A 19,942-nucleotide genomic window follows, 5' to 3' on the forward strand; every position below is an offset into this window, starting at 1 on the left:
AATTTTTTTCATATAATTTTATTTAGCCGCTGAAAATGCTTTCAACTATTTAAGCGAGAAATAATAGCGAATTTTTTACTGTTTTGCAATATTATTCAATGAAGTCAGTGGTAACTTGTTAAGTGAAAGGCGGAATTTGCGCATGGATACACATATATACCATTTAATTGCTACACTGCTTGCCATCGCCATTGTTATTTTAGGTGTGTCATGGTGGAAATGGCATGCATTTATTAGTTTGACCGTTGCGAGCTTATTCCTGGCCATCGTGTCCGGGCTATCCTGGGATAAAATTGTAAGCGGCTTCGAAACAGGTGTCGGAGGGGTTCTCGGACATCTTGTCGGTATTTTGGCGCTTGGGACCATATTAGGTAAAATGATGTCAGAGTCCGGTGCTGGCATACAAGTTGCAGACTTTTTTGTCCGTAAATTCGGTGTCAAAAAACTGCCATGGGCCATGCTTTTGTCAGGATTTATCATTGGTATTCCTGTTTTCTTCGAGGTAGGCATTCTAATTGTGCTTCCACTGGTTATTTCCATACACAAAACAACTAAACAAAATATTTTACTGATTTCATTGCCGGTTATTGCCGGATTATCGGTTGTCCATGGGCTAGTGCCTCCGCATCCCGGAGCAATGGCTGCAATCGGAATTTACAATGCAAATGTCGGGAAAACGCTTCTTTATTCTTTAATCATTGCCATTCCTACTGCAATCATTGCAGGGCCTATATTTGCCAGCTGGATCCATAAACGGGTTGTTCCAGAAGGAGAGCCGGAATTGATCCGGGTAAATGCAACTGCCAAAAAGCTGCCTGGAACAGGTATTTCCTTCTTCATCATCCTTCTTCCAGTCATTTTAATGGTTCTTTCTGCAGTTGCTCCATATTTGCATCTCGCAGCTGGTTTGGTTAGATTTCTCGGATTTATAGGAAGTCCGCTTATTGCTCTTCTGATTGCATGTTTTGCTGCATTTTATTTCCTTGGCTTCCGCCAGGGAAGGGACAAAAACCTGCTTAAACGTTATACAGAGGAATGCTTGCTTCCTGTAGGTTCAATTTTGCTGATTATCGGAGCAGGCGGCGGATTTAAACAAATTTTGATTGATAGCGGTGTGGGTACAACAATAGCTCAAATGTCCGAAAACCTTTCGCTGTCTCCGCTTGTATTAGCGTTTCTTATTGCCGGATTGATCAGGATTGCTACAGGGTCAGCTACCGTTGCCCTGACAACAGCGGCAGGCATTGTTTCTCCTGTCATCGAGCATATGTCAGGTGTCAATCTTGAATTGCTTGTAATCGCTACCGGTGCTGGTTCACTGATGTTCTCGCATGTCAATGATGCAGGGTTTTGGATGGTCAAGGAATATCTTGGATTATCCGTGAAAGAGACATTTAAAACATGGACGGTTTTAGAAACCCTTCTTTCTTTTGTTGCCTTTGCCGGAGTATTGATAATTAATATGTTCGTATAATAAAAAGCAGCCTTTCTCTTTTTCAGGGAAAGGCTGCTTTTTATTTTTACTGTATTCTTTGGATAATTGTTTATGCAAAAGTTGCATGAATCATAAAAATAAGGATAAACACAATCGCTAGCTTAAAATGGAGTTTTCTATCGTTTCTTTTGAAGCGCTTAAAGCCCATTATAGCAAGGAACCCCAATAAAATTACTCCCAGCATTCCTGTCATATAAGTAAAGTCCAGGGTAAAACCCCTTAATATGGCCAATGTGCCATGCAGCAAAACCAGAGCCGCTGAAACCAGTGCGATGGGAGTATGCCACTTCCGCACATATTTAGCCGGAACCTGCAGTACCCTGCCTGGTTTGAAGCTTCCCCACTCAGCTTTTTTTAGCTTTTTCCATTTTAGCAGCAGAAAAACCGGGTAAACAGCTGCTGCTGCAAAGAAACCTATCCTCGCTATGGATCCAAGCTGTTTGAAAATACCCTTATACCAATGACTATCACCATTCATTAAAGTGTGATAGTCAGCATAGGTAAACAATAGGCCAGCTGCCAGCAGGATGCCTGACCCAGCCAATGCCATGCTTGTAAATACTCTTTCTTTTGGATTAGGAATATAAGATGAAAGAAAGCCTTTAGATTTCGAAGAATTAGTTGCAGGTTTAATGGAAAATCAGCTCCTTGTGAATTCAATGCAGAATAGATAATTTTGCTTCATTATAAACAATCCCTATTAAGATGGTATTAAAATTTAATTAAAATTTCTGAAAGGACAAAATTGGCAGATAGGCCTACAATAAACTTGGATGAATCACATGAAAAAGAGGGGCATTTTCTATCGGTACCGCTGAAACTTAAAGGGATTATTTACAGGGCATAGAAGTAAAATATACGCAATATGGTTATTAGGTATATTTCTTTCTAATCATGCGGATATGAAAGACATTCTGTTTATGCTAAAGTCTAAATGGAATACTAATTATAAGATACTTTATAAAGTGAGGCTATAAGATGATTGCAAAGACTGAAGAGGATTTTAAAGGACTAAAAGATATTGGTAAAATTTGCGGAGAGATTCGAGATGAACTAGTTTCTCGTACCAAACCTGGAATTACTACTAAAGAGCTTGATGAAATTGCAGGAGATATGTTTGAAAAAGCAGGAGCTCAGTCTGCACCAAAAGGAGAATACGATTTTCCTGGATATACGTGCATTAGCATAAACGAAGAAGTAGCGCACGGGATTCCTGGGGAACGGGCTATTCAGGAGGGGGACCTCGTGAATATTGATGTTTCAGGTTCAAAAAACGGGTATTTCGCAGATACAGGAATTTCCTTTGTGGTTGGGAAGGGAGAAATGGTTTTACAAAAGATATGCGATGTTGCAAAAGAAGCATTCGACGCTGGACTTCAGAAGGCAAAACCAGGCTCGAAAAAAAGCGCGCTCGGAAAAGCTGCACACAAAGTAGCGAAACAGCATGGTTTGACAGTCATTAAAAATCTTACTGGACACGGTGTCGGGCGCTCAATTCATGAAGAACCAGAACATATTTTCAATTATTTTACACCATGGGATGACGAAATTTTAAAACAGGGTATGGTGATTGCCTTTGAACCCTTCATCTCTACATTTGAAGAAGAAGTGTTTCAATCTGAAGATGGCTGGACATATCTAACCGATGATAGCTTTGTGGCACAATACGAACATACGATTATCCTTACAAAGGAAGGCCCCATTATTACTACATTGTAAGAGCACTAATCCATAATCATTTTCATTATAGCGTAACCTTTTTTGCTATGGAACAAGGGGGCTGATTTTCGCTCCGGGATGCTCGCTTTCCGCGGGGCGGGCGGTGAACCTCCTACAGCTGCGACTGCTGGGTCTCACTCGCTAATCCCGCAGGAGTCTCCCACCTTAGGCTCCAATCAGCCTGACTTAACAATGGGATTGCCTCATAGATTCATTAAAAACAACAATCTTTAAGAGAATAGTCTCATTTATAAAAGGGCAGCTTTTGCTGCTCATAAAGAACAGACAAAGACCTTTTCCATAAAATTATATGAGGAAAAAAGCTTTCATTTCAATTACAATACCAAATCTAAGGGATCTTTTTTCAAATGAAACAATCTGATGTGAATAGAACAGGGCTTCCATGGGGTGTATAATGTAATTATAGATTCCATGGCGGGAATAGCTGTTTCAACGGAATGGATAGTTTTATATAATTTTACAGACGGAATTTCAGAATACATGCAAAGCAGGTGGAAATATGAAAAAACTAGGTTGGATTTTATCCGGTTTAGGTGCCCTTGCTATACTAGGAAGCCTACTGTATCCTATTGATATTATTACTAAAAAAACATTTTTTATTTTACTTCTTGGAGGAGCAGGAGTCATGTTCATCGGTTCAATGGTAAGAAGCTTCAGCTTGCTGAAAAAATAGAGAAGAGGAATAACTTGATTCAGAATGTGATTGTAAATTCTGATTCTCTTAGATTCTTTGTTCAAATCTTTAAACCTATAAACGGTTAAGATATTTTAAAGGAGATGATACATCGTTATGGAAACATATGCAGATGAAATAAAGCAAATTCTCCGGGAACAAAAGCTCTTTTTTGCCTCAAATGAAACAAAAAGCCTGACTTTCCGGCTGGAGCAGTTAAAGAAGCTGAAAGAGGAAGTGAAGAGGCGGGAACAGGATATTATTCAGGCACTCGCACAGGATTTGAATAAATCAGAGCTCGAATCGTATTCAACAGAAATAGGGATTCTCTATGAAGAAATCAACTTTACTATGAAGCACTTAAAAAAGTGGGCAAAGCCAAAGAGGGTACGTACTGCATTAACACATACCGGCTCTAAGGGGAGTGTTATAAAGGAGCCGTACGGAACAGCTTTGATTATTGCCCCATGGAACTACCCTTTTCAGCTTGCGCTGTCCCCGCTCGCGGGAGCAATTGCAGCGGGCAACACAGCTGTGGTTAAGCCGTCGGAATTGACGCCCGCAGTTTCTTTACTGATTAAAGAAATTCTTCAGCACATATATCCTGCCTCTTATATTGCTCCTGTCGAGGGAGGGGTGCCGACAAGCCAGACCCTGCTGGAGCAAGACTTTGACTATATTTTCTTCACTGGAAGCGTATCAGTCGGAAAAGCCGTAATGGAGGCAGCAGCGAAACATTTAACACCGGTTACACTCGAGCTTGGCGGGAAAAGTCCAGTGATTGTTCATGAAGATGCCAATATTGCACTTGCAGCAAAAAGGATTGTCTTCGGCAAATTTACGAATGCAGGACAAACATGCATTGCACCTGACTATCTGTTAGCACACAAAAAGGTGAAAAAGGAGCTCCTGAGGGCTATAAAGGAAACGATTATCGAGTTTTATGGAGACATGCCGCTCGAAAGCTCCCGTTACTCCAAAATAGTAAATGATCGCCATTACGGCAGGATTTGTGAATATTTAAATGATGGCAAGGTTATTTTTGGCGGAGAAAAATCAGATGAAACCCTTAGGATTGCACCCACTCTGCTAGATCAGCCGGATCCAGGCTCGCCTGTCATGACAGAAGAAATTTTCGGACCGATTCTTCCAATAGTGGAGTACGAGAACTTACATGAGGTAATTGAATTTGTCAATGGCCGTGCTAAGCCGCTTGCCCTTTATCTGTTTACAAAAAGCAGGGAAACAGAAAGTCAAATAATGAGCTGCATTTCATTTGGAGGAGGGTGTGTGAATGATACACTCATGCATATTGCGACTCCTTATCTCCCATTTGGGGGCGTTGGTGAAAGCGGCATGGGAAGCTACCATGGAAAATACAGCTTTGATACTTTTTCACACTCAAAAAGTGTATTAAAGCAAACCACTGCCTTTGACTTTTCCTTCCGATACCCTTCGGCAAAAAATGGCCTTAAGCTTATAAGGCGGTTAATGAAGTGAAAAAACTGTAGCCTGTAGGTTACAGTTTTTTTTGAATTATATAGGATTGTAAAAGTTTTTTGAAATCTGGATTCCATTCTTTTGTAAGACTGCAGATTAAAAGGAATAATCTGCAGGGAAGTTGCGATTTTTGAATGGCTATCCAGGGGAGTCCCATATCGAGAGGGATCACCAATAGTTACAAACAACCTTTTCTTTAAAGGGATTTATCTGGCAAGTATTTTTTTCTCCCTTGCTTCTGTCAGCCAGCGGGGAAATTCATGAAGCAATTTTTCATATAGTTCTTCATCCGTCTCCTTTTCAATATCAGGAATATGAAAAAATCCTGCGTTGTCTGCATATCGGCCCTCTAAGTCATCGAGTTTTCTCAGAACGTCAAAGTTGCCGTCACCGATGCCTGCAAACTGCCAGAAAATAGCCTCCTTTGAAGAATCAATCAGAACATTTGCCACACTATCCTGATTCTTCTTCGCTTTCTTAATGCCCCCATCATTGATGAAGATTAAATAAACGGGGAGGCTGCTGCTTTCCTCCTTTATATATTTATTTAACACGTCACGCATGACAGGAGGTTCATTATTGGCAGTGAATTTTGAAACACCAGTATTTTCAAGGATTTCTCTTTCTACATAATTGGGAAAATCTTTTTCTGATACAGAAGGCAGCCTTGAAAAAGAATTATCATAGATCCAGACATCCAAGATTCCGTCATCATCAAAACGGGTCGCAAGGGCAAGCAGCCGCTCCATTACATTTTGGACAATCCCTTCTTTATACAGCCTTCTCATCGATCCGGAGATATCCAAGACTACCCCGACTCTTGCCCGGATTTTCTGCAGGGCGTTTTTTTCAATAATTATATCTACTTTTTTCTTTAATAAATCCAGCTTGCTGATTATTGGCTTTTCCGTTTCACTCTCTTTTTCTTCTTTAGACGGGGTATCTGCCGTATTTGCAGGATGATAAATATCCAAAAACTCCTGAAGCCCCTTGTTATACCCCCGGCCAATGGGATTGAACCGCCATGAACCTTCTTTTCGGTAGACATTGCCCAGTTCAAAAGCAGTTTCTTGTTCAAAATTGTCTAGAGTAAAAGTAAGAAGTTTTTCCTTTCTTTCTTCATCCCAAATGGTCAGGGAAATGTTTTCAAAGTGGCTAAAATTCTGCTGTCTGATTTCTGAGTCATGAATTGTAAGAATAAAAGTGACTTTTTCAATTTCAGGAGAGATGCTTGCCAGATTTAAGGAAAGTTCTTGATTTTCAGCTGAGGGAACCACCTTTGACATAGCTAGGGAATGATCGGCAGATAATGGATTATTGTAAAAAATAAAATATCCTTCTTCAGGAATCACAGCGTCCTGATTAATCATGAAGGCTGATAAGTCTATATCGTATGAATTGGAGTGGTGCGGGGCCTTTAACTTCCAGAAAATATCTATTTTTAGTTTGTCTGTTTCCGGGTATAGCTTGCTTAGATTGATTCTTTGTCCTTTAATTAATGTAATCAATGTTTTCACTTCTTTTCCCGCTTATTTTTATCATTCTATCTTTCTATATTCTAGCGTAACAAGGGTGCTTCGTAAAAATGAAACTGCCAATTAACGGGAATTGAAATGCAACTTTTACTATGAAAATGCGGTATAATAGGGGAAAAGTAAGTGCTTTTAGAAAGGAGATTATTCGGTGGGGGCTTTTGGCCAATATTCGAAGATCAATCCGGTATTGATCTCTTTTAAAGAAGACGAATGGAAAAATATATTAGAAAAAAAACGTGCCGAGAGACAGCCATTCCAGGCGGATGATCAAGAAATTTCCATTGGTCAGCTCGCAGCCAGGTTTTTAGGGATTCGCGGGGATGAAGATGAGTATTATAATGAGCTTTTTGAATTATCCCGTAAGCCCTTCCTTTATGTTCTCGATGCCGTTTCCATGAATAAAGAAATTGCACCTGAACAGTTTCAGGCCATACAAAACGTACTCATGATCAATCAGAATGAATCACTTTCCGTTAATAGGTTTGTCGCATTTCTGGAAGGAAAACAGCTGATACCTGTACATGAAAATTCTGCTGTCAACAGGCATGTCCGCGAGTGTTTGATACATACTTTGCAGGAATTCGCAAAGCGCCACCATGATGGCTTAAAGCATCCTGATTTCAGGAGGGTCATCGTGGACTTAATTAAATGGATGCGCAACCACATGGAGGAAGCATTAAGGGACATGCAGGATGACAGGATGCCGGCATTCCTCTGGTATGGTGACGGCAATAAAAGTGAAGGATATTTTTTGTACTATCTAACGCTCTTCGGGTTTGATGTTTTGATTTTCCATCCGGGAGGAAAAGACTTATTAAAAGAGCTCGAGCTTGATCCGGAGCATAATCTTATGATTGTTCAGGAACATTCCATAAATAAGGAGCCCAGAGCATTCCCTAAAGGAAAATCGGTCAGGAAAGCTACGGTTGCCTATCAGGCATCCAGGGAAATAGAGAGAATTCTCCACACTGATGAAACGCCAATCTTTAAGCCTTGGCAGTACCGTTCCTTCCAGCCGCATTCCATAACATTAAAAACGACATATGATGAATTGTTTTTGGTAAGCAGGGAAAAGGCATTTATCCGTCCGAATTTTTCAATAGAAGGAAACAAAGTCCATATTCCTTCCATATTTGCGAAAATTTCCGGGATCTCTGAAAACAGAAGGGAATACTGGGAAAGGCTGGAGGAAATGAAGGAAGGCGAATTAACTTTGTTTATCCGCTATTTTCCTTTGACGGCAAGTGTCGGGGCAAATCATCAATATCATTATCATCATGCATTAAATGCTGATGGCATGCTTGATCCTGAGAAGATGATCAAGAGTGTATGGTGGAAGCTCGGTCAATTGCCGCTTGGTGTTCAGCAGGGTGTGGCATCAGCTATTTCCAGGGTATGCGGGCATCCAAGGCTGCTTGCTGAAGGGAGCGAGTCCCTTTCTGACATTCAGCTTTATTTATTTACACAGCTGACGGTTTTGCCTGCTTCTGTTGTTGCTTTGTTAATGAAGTTTGATTACCCTCAGAGCGTGCCGAGAATTGTGATGTATAATAGCGGTTCAGGCAGCGGGATTACCAGGCCGGATGCTGCATTGCTGCTGCTCCTGAATGAGATGGGCATAGATTTAATCCTTTACAACCCTTCAGGCTTGAGAGATATGGAGATGTACATAGATGAACAATACTTTGATGTTCATCTCATGGAGCACGTCGAATTTGATTGTGAATATAAAGAGCCAAAGGTTCCAATTTGGCGGAGATTTTTTAAATAATTTTCTGGCTGGCCACATGGCTGTTCAGGGATAAATAAAGTGAGGGATAGGCATGGCAGATAATAATGGAATAGAATTAATGGATGTAAAAAATGAAGAGATTACACAGGCCAAAGCGGATGAAATTAAATTGAAGCTGAAAAACGAACCGGAAGTTCAGCGCCTTGTCCAGCAAATTGATGTAAAAAACCAAATGTCTTTATTAGAATTTGGAAAAGAGCCAGCAGTTGAGATTTCAAGGTTTTCAGACCGGATTTTGAGCACCATGAAATCTAGTTCCATGGAAGATTCCAGCGAGCTATTGAAGCATCTTGGACGGATCATGGACAAGTTTGATAAAAAGGATTTTGCACCTGAGAAAAAAGGCATGTTTGCCAAGGTTTTCAATCGCGGGGAAAAAATGATTGAAAAAATCTTCGGGAAATATCAGACCATGGGAAGCGAAATTGATAAGGTATATGTTGAAATTTCAAAATACCAGAATGAGATGGTCAATTCAACTCATAACCTTGAAAATTTGTATGAACAAAATTTTAATTATTATTTGGCACTGGAGAAATATGCAGTTGCGGGAGAAATGAAGGCAGAGGAATTGAAAATGCAGCTTCTGCCGCAATATGAGGCACGTGCACAATCCGGTGACCAGATTGCTGCCATGGAACTGGATTCCTTGCGCAATGGCATTGAAACGCTGGAGCAGCGTGTGTATGATCTGGAGATGGCAAAAATGGTCGCTCTTCAGACGGCTCCGCAAATTCGCCTGCTGCAAAGAGGCAATACCAAGCTGATTGGTAAAATCAATTCGGCATTTGTCATTACAATTCCAATTTTTAAGAACAGCCTGATTCAGGCAGTGTCAGCAAAACGGCAAAAGCTGGTTGCTGATTCAATGAGCGAACTTGACCGCCGAACGAACGAAATGCTGCTTCGCAATGCCCAGAATATTTCAACCCAGAGCACGGAAATTGCCCGGCTGGCAGGTGCGCCGAGCATAAAAATCGAGACTATAGAAGAATCATGGAACATTATCATCAAAGGGCTTGAAGAAACAAAAAGCATTGAAGATGAAAACAAACGCACCCGTGAAGAAGGCAAAAAGCGCCTGCTTGAACTAAAGGATAACTTCCAGGCAAAGCAGCTTAATGGATAAAGAAAAGTGCTTCATAAAACCTGGCAGCAAATACGGGATATTAAATGTTTGTCATAAAATAACATGAATGATAGAATGATATTATCACGCTGGCGTGATTTTAATGTTTAAAATGAACTGATGTTTAGTCTGCCGTTTCTGAACATAAAGGATGGCAAGGCTCTTACTGGTGAAAGGGAGTGTTTCTGTTGGCAATAACACTGCAAAAAGGACAAAAGGTTGATTTAACAAAAGGCAGAGCAGGTTTATCATCAATTACTGTCGGCTTAGGCTGGGATCCGGTTTCCCAAGGCAAAGGGAAGGGTATCCTCGGCGGGCTGTTTGGCGGCGGGAGCGCACCTGATATCGATTGCGATGCTTCCGTTTTGCTGCTTGATCAAAATGGCAAGCTGACAGACAAGAAAAATTTGATTTACTTCGGCAATAAAGTCAGTGCAGACAGAAGCGTCAAACACTCCGGTGATAACCTGACAGGAGATGGAGACGGTGACGACGAGCAGATTGTCGTTGATTTGAATATGGTTTCCCCTTCGGTTTCCAAGATGGTATTTGTCGTAAATATTTATTCCTGTGTCTCCAGAAAACAGGACTTTGGCATGATTCAAAATGCCTTCATCCGTGTTGTGAATAACTCTAATAACGAGGAATTGATTCACTTTAACCTGACAGACAATTACTCAGGATTAACTTCTCTGTTCGTCGGCGAAATTTACCGCCATAATGGTGAATGGAAATTCAACGCAATCGGCGATGGCACCAAGGATACATCCATTTCAGAAATAGCAAACAAATACGCGTAACATAAAAAGCGCAAGCGCCTTGCAGAGGGATCAAAGACTAAGAACGCCGCGTCCTGCGGCAACGCCTTTGTGACCCCCATCCTGGGGGCCTCAGCATAAGGCGCCCGAGAATAGAAGGTGCTCTTTGCCTTCAATTATTGGGTGACTTATGACCTTGAGAGGCTAGGCGCTGCAGCTGGATTAATAAAAAGCGGAAGCGCCTTGCAGAGGGATCAAAGACTAAGAACGCCGCGTCCTGCGGCAACGCCTTTGTGACCCCCATCCTGGGGGCCTCAGCATAAGGCGCCAAGAATAGAAGGTGCTCTTTGCCTTCAATTATTGGGTGACTTATGACCTTGAGAGGCTAGGCGCTGCAGCTGGATTAATAAATCAAACACATCCATTAATTAGCAAATAAAAAATAAAAAATAAGCGAGGTAATACATGATGGCTATTTCATTAAGCAAAGGTCAAAAGGTAGACTTAACTAAATCAAATCCTGGACTTAAAAATATTATTGTCGGATTGGGCTGGGACACAAATAAGTATGATGGAGGCCATGATTTTGACTTGGATTCCTCTGTATTTTTACTAAATGCATCAGGAAAAGTAAATTCCGATAAAGATTTTGTATTTTTCAATAATCTTCAAGGCGGAAATGGCTCTGTTGTACATACTGGCGATAATTTGACCGGTCAAGGGGATGGAGACGACGAGCAAATTAAAATTGACTTGACTGCCGTTCCTGCTGAGGTAGAAAAAATCGCATTTACTATTACAATTCATGAAGCGGAATCACGCGGCCAAAACTTCGGCCAGGTTTCCAATGCTTTCGTTCGTGTTGTAAACGAACAAGGAACTGAGGAATTAATCCGATATGACCTTGGAGAAGACTTTTCCATTGAAACAGCTGTAGTTGTAGCTGAATTGTACCGCCACAATGGAGAATGGAAGTTCAATGCTATCGGAAGCGGCTATCAGGGCGGATTAGCAGCGCTGGTTACAGACTACGGCCTGCAAGTAGGATGACCCAAAAGCGAAGTCGCCTGTCCAGCCCGGAAAGCAAATAGGGTTTTGCCGGAAGAAGGCGGGTTTAGGCCTTCGAGGGCAAAACATCTTTTGCAAAGCGGGCTGGGCGAAGGAGCTGAGAATAATCCAAAAGCGGAATCGCCTGATTCCGCTCATTTTTTAAAGAACAGGCAGAGCGGATTCATTCGCCTGTAATTCTAAGGGTTTCATGATTTCTTATGATGTACAGAAAGGGTGATCACATAAGATGACAATTTCACTTGCTAAAGGACAGCGGATTGATTTGACTAAAACAAATCCGGGTTTAACCAGAGCCATTATCGGGTTAGGCTGGGACACGAACCGCTATTCTGGCGGATATGATTTTGACCTTGATGCCTCGGCATTTCTGGTGGATCAAAATGATAAATGTACCAATGATCTGGATTTTATTTTCTATAATAATTTGAAGGATCCGAACGGTGGGGTCGAGCATACTGGCGATAACCGAACGGGTGAAGGAGATGGAGATGATGAGCAAATCAAAATCGACTTCAGTAAGATCCCTTCCCAAATCCATAAAGTGGCTATAACCGTAACCATTCATGATGCTCCTGCACGCAATCAGAATTTTGGCCAGGTATCAAACGCCTTTGTACGCGTAGTGAACGAGGATAACGATGAAGAAGTGCTTCGCTATGATTTGGGTGAAGATTTCTCTATTGAAACGGCAGTTGTGATTTGTGAACTTTACCGTCATGGCTCTGACTGGAAATTCAATGCCATCGGCAGCGGCTTTTCGGGCGGCCTTGCTGCGCTTTGCAGAAATTATGGGCTGACGGTCTAAGTCGAGAGGCTTCCTGCTGGCTATTCAAGGGGATGCCTCATTTGGTTTTGTTTGTAAACAATAAAAAAGAATTAAGGGTTGAACAAAAAAGGAGACCAATACATGAATTTTTTTCAAAATCTTTTCCATACATATGGGGAATTTTTTTCGATTGATAACATACAGCAGGTACTGACAGACCCTGCTGCATGGGGAGTAATCGGCACGCTGATTATTCTGGAGGGGCTATTATCCGCTGACAATGCACTGGTTTTAGCTGTCATGGTTAAGCATCTTCCGCCCAAGATGCAGAAAAGGGCGCTCTTTTATGGAATCATTGGGGCCTATATTTTCAGGTTTATAGCAATCGGGCTTGGTGTTTTCCTCATCAAAATTTGGTGGATCAAGATTGTTGGGGGAGCGTATCTTCTCTGGCTGTCTCTTAGCTATTTCCTTAAGAAGAATAAAGAAGAAGAGGAATCGGAAGGAATCAATAAAAAAGGCATCCTTATCAAGATGTTCGGCGTGTTCTGGGGTACGGTTGCTGCTGTTGAAATAATGGACATTGCCTTCAGTATTGATTCAGTCATTGCGGCCTTTGGGGTAAGCGATCAAATTTGGGTGCTGTTCCTTGGAGGAATATTAGGTGTGTTAATGATGAGAGGTGTTGCCCAGATATTCCTTGTTCTTATTGAAAGAATCCCGGAACTGGAAACAACTGCCTTTGTTTTAATCGCAATTATCGGAATCAAAATGATTGCAGGGGCATTCGGATTCCATATTGAAGAATTATTATTCTTCGGTATTCTGGTGGGCGTGTTCTTAATCACATTCATCGTACATGCTTTAAAAAAACGAAGCAAAGACGAAGAATTATCCAATTCTAAATAAAGTATTCATGGAGGGTAAACACATCAGTGTTTCCCCTTTCGTTTTTATCCAGATAATTTAGCAAACAGGAAGCGGGCGCTTTAGATATGCCCACCCGATATAGCAGGATGCTGCAGCAAGGAGAAAGGAGGACAATAATTGCGCCACTTTGATTATTTAAATACAAAAAATGATGACAGTATCTTTTTTCAGAAGCCTGCCCATTTTTCCAAAGACAGCGAGAAGGAATTGCTTGCACAAGGTTTGGGAGCTACACTATATATGCCTGGAACCAGGCCGAATATAAGCGGGGAAATAACAGCGAAAAAATATGATGGCCTTGTATCCATGGCGCTCTGCCTGGAGGACGCCATTGGAGACCATGAGGTGGAGGATGCTGAAATGAATATTATCACGCACCTTCAGCAGCTATACATGAATATTGAAAAGGGACTTTTTAAATATGAAGAACTGCCCCTGATCTTCATCCGTGTAAGAAATGAAGAACAAATGAGAAATGTTTCTGAGCATCTTGGCAGTTCCATCAGGGTGCTTAGCGGCTTTATTTTTCCGAAATTCAATCCTGAAAATGGCCCAGGCTACATCCAGGCCCTGCTTGATATAAATGAGGCATATGGACTGCAGCTGTATGGAATGCCAATACTTGAGTCGAAAGAAATAATCTATAAGGAAACAAGAATTTCTTCTTTGATGAAGATAAAGGAATTGCTGGATCAAAATTATGGCCGAATCCTGAATGTAAGAATGGGGGCAACTGATTTTTGCGGTTTATATGGAATCAGAAGGGGCAGCGATACGACCATTTATGATATATCTGTTGTCCGCGATTGCATTGCAGATATCGTGAATGTATTTGCCAGAAGCGAAAAAGAATATGTGGTCTCCGGCCCTGTCTGGGAGTATTTTCACAAGCTTGAGAGAGTCATGAAGCCTCAGCTCCGGCAAACTCCCTTTAAAAACAGCAGGGGCACGGAAGGCTTATTGATCCGTGAAAATATGCTGAATCAGTATTTGGACGGCTTGATTAAGGAAGTACTGCTGGATAAAACGAATGGGCTGATCGGCAAGACAATTATTCATCCAACACATATTCTGCCTGTCCATAGCTTCAGCGTCGTTTCTTTTGAAGAGTATTTGGATGCTTTGAGCATTATTGAAAGTGCAACTGGAGATACCGGCGTGAAGAAAAGCCAATTCTCCAACAAAATGAATGAAATGAAGCCACACTTTAATTGGGCTAACAAAATTATGACAAAAGCCAGAGCATATGGGGTGTACCATGAACAAAGTTCCTACATCGACTTACTTGCAAAACAAGAATCCATACACATTTAATATTCTTGATTCACTAAGTATCAAACTTACTGTTACTGAAAATCCATACCAGCTTCCGCTGGAATTGCTATTTGAAATGGCGGCCAGAAAAAATAAAAAAAGAGGGTTTTTATTTGTCAGCAAGGTCCTCGGCAAGCATATTCCGGTTAAACCAGCCGCTTCTTTATTAAGCGGAGGCGTTCTGGCAATGAGGTATATGGAGGAGGTTCATGGCGTGTCATGCAGCAAGCGCGAAGATATCATTGACCGCCTGCTCTCCGGACAGGGAGAGAGAGAAGCCTATCTTTCCATGCTGAAAGAGCCCTTTCAGCTGCCTGATGAAACTCTATTTATCGGATTTGCAGAAACGGCAACGGCACTTGGACACAATATGTTCGAGTTTTTTGATAATGCAGCATTCGTTCATACTACAAGAGAAAATATCCAGGAATTAGAGTCTATTATAAATTTTGAGGAAGAACACTCCCATGCTACCTCACAGGCATGCTATTGCAGTGAAGAGCTGCTGCAAAAGGGCGGTCCCATTGTACTTGTTGATGATGAAATCACAACAGGAAATACAGCCCTAAACATCATTAGAGCGATTCAGCAAAGCTTTCCTCGAAAAGAAGAGTATACGGTCGCTTCACTGCTCGACTGGAGATCAGCAGATAATAAAAAAAGGTATAAAGAGCTTGAGAAAGAGCTTGGAATCAGAATCAAGACAGTTACCTTGCTGGCAGGGGAAATTGAAGTGCAAGGAAATCCTGTTGAAGATGAAGGGGCCTTTCTATACATAAAGGACGAGCGAGCGGCTGCTGCTGCTCAGGTAAATAGAATCAGCCTATCTTCAATCAGCAAAGAGATACAGGATCACCCCTATACATCTATCAGCAGCAAGGGGGAAGCATCAAATGTGCTTTACTCTGGGATGACTGGCCGATTCAGCGGTCTCTTGTCTGAAAATAAGGCAGATATCAACTCATTTTGCAGGATGGCTGGCGAAAGGCTTCTTCAAACCCGGTCAGAAGGAAAAGCGTTATGCCTTGGAACAGGGGAATTTATGTATCTGCCAATGAAAATTGCCGATTATATGGGCGATAACCTTTTCTATCAATCTACAACAAGAAGTCCCATTCACCGGGTTAACAAGACTGGATACGCAGTAAAAAGCGGTTTTGCTTTCCCGTGCCCGGAAGATGACTGTATCATGAATTATTTCTATAATATTGAGTACAAGCAGTATTCAGATATTTTCTTGTTTCTTGAGAAAACAATTGACGAAGTAAAACTGGCTCCATTGCTGGAGTGCCTTAAGAAGACAGGACCGGAAACCATTACCTTAGTTACTGTTAATTAAGTCCAAGTGCAAAAGAGAGGGGGCGCAGCCATGCAAGTAGAAAGCTTTAATAAATTAACGCCAATGGGCAGTTATCCAAAAGATGATGTTACGTTTTTATTGAAGGATTTAAGCAATGTTATGGAGGAGCAGGAAACAGAAGACCGGGAAAAGGCTATTCAGTCTGGCATCCATTATTCAGAAATGCTTCCGGTTGAGTATCAGCCCACATCACAGTATATGGAGCTGTTTTGGAAGTCTCTTAATGAATATTCTCGAAAACTGGCAGTATCTGTTGGGGCTGTGGCGGAAGAAATTTATGAAAAAAAAGGAGAACGGATTGTACTTGTATCTCTCGCAAGGGCAGGCACGCCTATAGGAATTTTAATTAAGCGCTATTTAGCATATGTGTATGGTCTTGATCTGCCGCACTACAGTGTGTCCATTATCCGCGGAAAGGGTATTGATGAGAATGCTATAGCCTATATTGCCAGACATCATGGAACAGAAGGCATTCAATTTGTTGATGGCTGGACAGGCAAGGGAGCTATCACTACTGAGCTTAAAGGTGCATGCCGCAAGCTTCAGAATGATTTTGGTTTTTCCATAGATGACAGTCTGGCTGTTTTGGCTGATCCTGGGTATTGTGCGGAAATATTCGGGACAAGAGAGGATTTCCTGATTCCAAGCGCTTGCTTGAATTCTACGGTTTCCGGACTGGTCAGCCGAACTGTTCACAATGTAGCCTTCATCAAAGATCATGATTTTCACGGAGCAAAGTATTATCATCACCTTGAAAAAGAGGATGTTTCAAATGAATTCATCCGGGTGATTACAGAAGAATTTCAGTATGTGAAAAACGAAGTGAAAAGCCAGCTGGAAGAGCTGAGAAAAAGCGATTCAGGATTATCCTGGAGCGGATTGGAAGCAATCAAGGAAATTCAGGAAAGGTTTCAAATCAAGGATATCAATCATATTAAACCAGGCGTTGGAGAGACAACACGCGTATTGCTGCGGAGAGTACCCTGGAAAATTCTTGTGAAGGACCGCAATGATGAACGCCTCAAGCATATCCTGCTGCTGGCGGAGGATCGGGATGTGCCTGTGGAGGAATATAAAAGTATGACATATGCATGCTGCGGGTTAATTAAGATGGTGGGAGATCAAAAATGATTTTTGCAAGTGACCTGGACCAGACTTTAATTTATTCAAAACGTTCATCAAGAGTAGGACCTGGTGAAAAATGGCCAGATACCATTTTGGCGGAAATACTCGAAGAACGGGAAATTTCCTATATGACCAGTGAAGCAGCAGCGCTATTAAAGAAAGTAAATGGCATGATGACATTCCTGCCTGTCACTACCAGGACCATTGAACAATATAAGAGAATATTTTTTATTTCAGAGGTTATTCAGCCAAAAGCAGCAGTCACCAGCAATGGAGGAAACATTCTGATTGATGGAAAAGCAGATGAAGATTGGAAGCGCAGAATTGCTGGAAGATTAATTGGAGAATCCTCGCCAAAGGAAGATATTCAAAAAGAGTTCGGCAGGCTTTCGCATAGCAATTGGATTATTGAAGAACGGACGGCGGATGATCTGTTTCATTATTACCTCATTCAGCAAAATCTTGCGCCGAGAGATGAAATTGAGCAATTTAAAAAAGTGGCAGCTGCAATGGGTTGGAATTTATCCCTTCAAGGCCGGAAGCTTTATTTTGTTCCTCAATGTGTAAACAAATGGGAAGCAGTTGCATATTTAAAAGATGTTTTGAGAGAAGACGTAATTGCCGCTGCAGGCGATTCTATGCTTGATTTATGTATGCTTGAAGCAGCAGATTATGCTATTGCTCCTTGTCATGGAGAGCTTAACATCATGCCTGATTCCCCGGCAGGAACCCTGCTAAGAACTGAACAAAAAGGGATAAAAGCTGCTGAGGATATCTTGAAACACGTATTGAAGGTTTACGAAGAGCATAAAATGAATGTACATGGAGCATCCATTTCCTCAGGGAAATGAAATTTTTACAGCACAAGAAGGTGTCCTCTTTGATCAATTTATTGAAAAAACAGCCGAATTTAGATGACCGCAATATACTGAGTTCAAGTGATGCCTGCAAAGAATGGGGCATTGAAGCATCTACCTTGAGAAGAAGAATCAATGACTTTCCGTATGGGACAGTCAGGAAGTTCGGAACCTCCTGGGTTGTTACCCGGGAAGGGATGTACGCGGTGTTTGGCGAAAAAAGAACCAATAGGAATTTTTATTCTTGGAACCAAAAACGAGATCAGCTATGAGCTGATCCCGTTTTTTTTAGGTGATTTTTTCAACACTTTATCCGCATAATCCCCATGCTGCCGCTTTTGATGCAAGGCGCTTTCGCATTTGGATCAAGATAGGAATTCGGATGGGTTTAAGCCCAGTTCCCTGCAGATTTCAGCAACGACTCTTTGTTCGTTGGGGTCAAAATGGCCGTCTGCATAGCCGATAGCTATGCAATAACGTGCGACCAGTCTGGCGATTTCCGGTTTCGTGCGGACCCGACCAAGAGCTTTAAAGGCTTCTGCTCTTCCAACAATTTGATCACGTTCCATGCGCTGCACGAAAAGATTGAATGCCTGGATTACCTTATTGGTATCAAATACACGCAATTCTTCACTTTGATTAACGAACTCTGTCATCTTCTGGCGTTCTGAAGGGTCAAGCCGGCCATCTGCCATGGCTACCAAAGCGCATGCTGCTACCACTGCATCCATGACATCCTGGCTTTTAAAGCGTTTGAATACTTCCTGTGCTTTGCGTTTCTGCTGATTTGCCCACTCAACATAATCCTTTTGGTTGGGTGACCAAGAGTTCCCGCAGCTGCTGCAGGTGAACTTCAGCTGTTTTTTCCCGATAAATCCGCCAAGCAAGCCGACTGGTCCTAGAATCAGGCCGCCGATTGCAGCTTTTCCGAGTCCAAACCCTTTTTCACCCGTTCGGACATTGGAAGAATGGCAGCGCGGGCAGTGAATTTCCTCTCCGCCATAGGTCTGCGGTGCTGCAGGGTGTGACTGCTGCATGGGCGGATTGTATGGAGGCTGATTATAGGCAGGGCTTTGGGGTGCAAAAGTCTGTGCCTGCTGCTGAAATTGTCCCCCGTTATATGGAGGCTGCGGCTGCTGAAAGTAAGGCTGTGCAGCTTGCGCTGGCTCATCATCCACGGTTACTCCAAAATTTCTGCACAATGCCGCAAGACCGCCTTGGAAACCGCTGGCAATTGCGTTGAATTTCCATTCTCCATTATGTCTGTACAATTCAGCTGCAACAATGGCTGTTTCAACAGTGAATTCCCTGCCAAGATTGAAGCGCAATAATTCTTCGTTGGATTGTTCGTTGAAAATGCGGACATAGGCATTGGATACCTGGCCGAAATTCTGCTGTTTCATTTGCGCATCATGAATGGTAATAGTAAATGAGATTCGATGAACAGATTGCGGGACTCTTGATAAATCAATCCTGATTTGCTCATCATCTTGAACTCCAGCTCCGTTTCTGTTATCACCGCTGTAAAGGACTGATCCATTGCCTCCGGAAGGGTTGTTGTAAAATACAAAATCTGAATCAGAACTCACTTTTCCAGAAGGGCCAGTAAGAAATGCAGAAGCGTCCAAATCAAAATTTCCGCCGTGCTGGCTTACATCCCATCCTAAACCTGCAACTACATGCTGAAGACCTGGATTGGTTTTTGTTAAATCCACTTTCTGACCTTTGCTTAGGGTTACTCCCATAAACGAAATCCACTCCTTATCTACCGTAATTAAACGATTAATTTTTCAGCACAAAAACTTTATGCATGAAAAACTATTTATCTGGGAAAATATTGATTTATGTATAGTCGAAGCCGTTGCTGTATCTTAACTTTAACACAAGAAAAGTAAAA

The 19,942-nt window shown here is 41.9% G+C and carries 18 protein-coding genes; 15 read left to right on the top strand and 3 right to left on the bottom strand.

Going from position 1 to position 19,942, the window contains the following annotated elements:
• Positions 1 to 142: 142 nt before the first annotated feature.
• Positions 143 to 1,474 (top strand): GntP family permease, encoded by a 1,332-nt coding sequence (locus tag ACN6MY_RS05280; RefSeq protein WP_419883051.1) that lies wholly within the window; start codon positions 143 to 145, stop codon positions 1,472 to 1,474.
• A 70-nt stretch (positions 1,475 to 1,544) separates the two neighbouring features.
• On the opposite strand, the gene ACN6MY_RS05285 is transcribed toward ACN6MY_RS05280, so the two are convergent.
• Entirely contained in the window at positions 1,545 to 2,045 is a 501-nt protein-coding gene (locus ACN6MY_RS05285; RefSeq protein ID WP_419883052.1) for a hypothetical protein, read from the bottom strand.
• Positions 2,046 to 2,473: 428 nt separating this feature from the next.
• Here ACN6MY_RS05285 and map point away from each other — a divergent pair, with 428 nt between their 5' ends.
• The 3 genes from map (at position 2,474) to ACN6MY_RS05300 (ending at position 5,408) form a co-directional block, all read left to right on the top strand.
• Positions 2,474 to 3,214 carry a type I methionyl aminopeptidase gene (gene map, locus ACN6MY_RS05290; protein ID WP_419883053.1) on the top strand — a complete coding sequence of 247 codons (741 nt, stop codon included), beginning with the start codon at positions 2,474 to 2,476 and terminating at the stop codon, positions 3,212 to 3,214.
• Between the two features lie 520 nt (positions 3,215 to 3,734).
• Positions 3,735 to 3,908, top strand: coding sequence for a hypothetical protein (locus tag ACN6MY_RS05295; RefSeq protein ID WP_419883054.1), 174 nt, complete (start codon positions 3,735 to 3,737; stop codon positions 3,906 to 3,908).
• Positions 3,909 to 4,025: 117 nt separating this feature from the next.
• The gene (locus tag ACN6MY_RS05300) at positions 4,026 to 5,408 is read left to right on the top strand and encodes an aldehyde dehydrogenase (RefSeq protein ID WP_419883055.1); all 1,383 of its coding nucleotides are present in this window, start codon (positions 4,026 to 4,028) and stop codon (positions 5,406 to 5,408) included.
• Positions 5,409 to 5,614: 206 nt separating this feature from the next.
• Here the strand turns inward: ACN6MY_RS05300 and ACN6MY_RS05305 are convergent, their stop codons facing one another.
• Complete coding sequence (locus tag ACN6MY_RS05305; RefSeq protein ID WP_419883056.1) at positions 5,615 to 6,925, bottom strand: VWA domain-containing protein; 1,311 nt, start codon at positions 6,923 to 6,925, stop codon at positions 5,615 to 5,617.
• 166 nt (positions 6,926 to 7,091) lie between these two features.
• Here ACN6MY_RS05305 and ACN6MY_RS05310 point away from each other — a divergent pair, with 166 nt between their 5' ends.
• From ACN6MY_RS05310 to ACN6MY_RS05360, 11 genes are all read left to right on the top strand, one after another.
• Positions 7,092 to 8,714, top strand: coding sequence for a YceG family protein (locus tag ACN6MY_RS05310; protein ID WP_419883057.1), 1,623 nt, complete (start codon positions 7,092 to 7,094; stop codon positions 8,712 to 8,714).
• 52 nt (positions 8,715 to 8,766) lie between these two features.
• A complete protein-coding gene (locus ACN6MY_RS05315) occupies positions 8,767 to 9,864 on the top strand; it encodes a toxic anion resistance protein (RefSeq protein ID WP_419883058.1) in 1,098 nt (365 codons plus the stop codon).
• Positions 9,865 to 10,052: 188 nt separating this feature from the next.
• Positions 10,053 to 10,664, top strand: a complete 612-nt coding sequence (locus tag ACN6MY_RS05320; RefSeq protein WP_071353527.1) for a TerD family protein — start codon at positions 10,053 to 10,055, stop codon at positions 10,662 to 10,664.
• A 426-nt stretch (positions 10,665 to 11,090) separates the two neighbouring features.
• On the top strand, positions 11,091 to 11,672 hold the full coding sequence (locus ACN6MY_RS05325; RefSeq protein ID WP_419884080.1) for a TerD family protein: 582 nt from the start codon (positions 11,091 to 11,093) through the stop codon (positions 11,670 to 11,672).
• A 247-nt stretch (positions 11,673 to 11,919) separates the two neighbouring features.
• A complete protein-coding gene (locus ACN6MY_RS05330; RefSeq protein ID WP_419883059.1) occupies positions 11,920 to 12,498 on the top strand; it encodes a TerD family protein in 579 nt (192 codons plus the stop codon).
• A gap of 102 nt (positions 12,499 to 12,600) precedes the next feature.
• Entirely contained in the window at positions 12,601 to 13,368 is a 768-nt protein-coding gene (locus tag ACN6MY_RS05335) for a TerC family protein (protein ID WP_419883060.1), read from the top strand.
• Positions 13,369 to 13,506: 138 nt separating this feature from the next.
• Positions 13,507 to 14,703 (top strand): HpcH/HpaI aldolase/citrate lyase family protein, encoded by a 1,197-nt coding sequence (locus tag ACN6MY_RS05340; protein ID WP_419883061.1) that lies wholly within the window; start codon positions 13,507 to 13,509, stop codon positions 14,701 to 14,703.
• Entirely contained in the window at positions 14,648 to 16,042 is a 1,395-nt protein-coding gene (locus tag ACN6MY_RS05345) for a phosphoribosyltransferase family protein (protein ID WP_419883062.1), read from the top strand. Before ACN6MY_RS05340 ends, ACN6MY_RS05345 begins: the two co-directional genes overlap by 56 nt.
• Positions 16,043 to 16,072: 30 nt before the next feature.
• Positions 16,073 to 17,194: a cysteine protease StiP family protein gene (locus tag ACN6MY_RS05350; protein WP_419883063.1), complete on the top strand. Its 1,122-nt coding sequence runs from the start codon at positions 16,073 to 16,075 to the stop codon at positions 17,192 to 17,194.
• Positions 17,191 to 18,039 (top strand): HAD family hydrolase, encoded by an 849-nt coding sequence (locus ACN6MY_RS05355; RefSeq protein ID WP_419883064.1) that lies wholly within the window; start codon positions 17,191 to 17,193, stop codon positions 18,037 to 18,039. The genes ACN6MY_RS05350 and ACN6MY_RS05355 overlap by 4 nt, the downstream gene beginning before the upstream one ends.
• Positions 18,040 to 18,068: 29 nt before the next feature.
• Entirely contained in the window at positions 18,069 to 18,317 is a 249-nt protein-coding gene (locus ACN6MY_RS05360; RefSeq protein ID WP_170846210.1) for a helix-turn-helix domain-containing protein, read from the top strand.
• A gap of 93 nt (positions 18,318 to 18,410) precedes the next feature.
• Here the strand turns inward: ACN6MY_RS05360 and ACN6MY_RS05365 are convergent, their stop codons facing one another.
• Complete coding sequence (locus tag ACN6MY_RS05365) at positions 18,411 to 19,790, bottom strand: TerD family protein (RefSeq protein ID WP_419883065.1); 1,380 nt, start codon at positions 19,788 to 19,790, stop codon at positions 18,411 to 18,413.
• Positions 19,791 to 19,942 lie beyond the last annotated feature (152 nt).

It is taken from the genome of Peribacillus sp. B-H-3 (assembly GCF_048572925.1).
In the GTDB taxonomy this organism is placed as follows: domain Bacteria; phylum Bacillota; class Bacilli; order Bacillales; family DSM-1321; genus Peribacillus.

Excerpts from the sequence above, each read along its gene's own strand:
- ACN6MY_RS05280 (WP_419883051.1), top strand. The coding sequence starts at position 143 with ATGGATACACATATATACCATTTAATTGCTACACTGCTTGCCATCGCC.
- ACN6MY_RS05285 (WP_419883052.1), bottom strand. The coding sequence starts at position 2,045 with ATGGCATTGGCTGGGTCAGGCATCCTGCTGGCAGCTGGCCTATTGTTT.
- map (WP_419883053.1), top strand. The coding sequence starts at position 2,474 with ATGATTGCAAAGACTGAAGAGGATTTTAAAGGACTAAAAGATATTGGT.
- ACN6MY_RS05295 (WP_419883054.1), top strand. The coding sequence starts at position 3,735 with ATGAAAAAACTAGGTTGGATTTTATCCGGTTTAGGTGCCCTTGCTATA.
- ACN6MY_RS05300 (WP_419883055.1), top strand. The coding sequence starts at position 4,026 with ATGGAAACATATGCAGATGAAATAAAGCAAATTCTCCGGGAACAAAAG.
- ACN6MY_RS05315 (WP_419883058.1), top strand. The coding sequence starts at position 8,767 with ATGGCAGATAATAATGGAATAGAATTAATGGATGTAAAAAATGAAGAG.
- ACN6MY_RS05325 (WP_419884080.1), top strand. The coding sequence starts at position 11,091 with ATGGCTATTTCATTAAGCAAAGGTCAAAAGGTAGACTTAACTAAATCA.
- ACN6MY_RS05330 (WP_419883059.1), top strand. The coding sequence starts at position 11,920 with ATGACAATTTCACTTGCTAAAGGACAGCGGATTGATTTGACTAAAACA.
- ACN6MY_RS05335 (WP_419883060.1), top strand. The coding sequence starts at position 12,601 with ATGAATTTTTTTCAAAATCTTTTCCATACATATGGGGAATTTTTTTCG.
- ACN6MY_RS05345 (WP_419883062.1), top strand. The coding sequence starts at position 14,648 with ATGAACAAAGTTCCTACATCGACTTACTTGCAAAACAAGAATCCATAC.
- ACN6MY_RS05350 (WP_419883063.1), top strand. The coding sequence starts at position 16,073 with ATGCAAGTAGAAAGCTTTAATAAATTAACGCCAATGGGCAGTTATCCA.
- ACN6MY_RS05355 (WP_419883064.1), top strand. The coding sequence starts at position 17,191 with ATGATTTTTGCAAGTGACCTGGACCAGACTTTAATTTATTCAAAACGT.
- ACN6MY_RS05365 (WP_419883065.1), bottom strand. The coding sequence starts at position 19,790 with ATGGGAGTAACCCTAAGCAAAGGTCAGAAAGTGGATTTAACAAAAACC.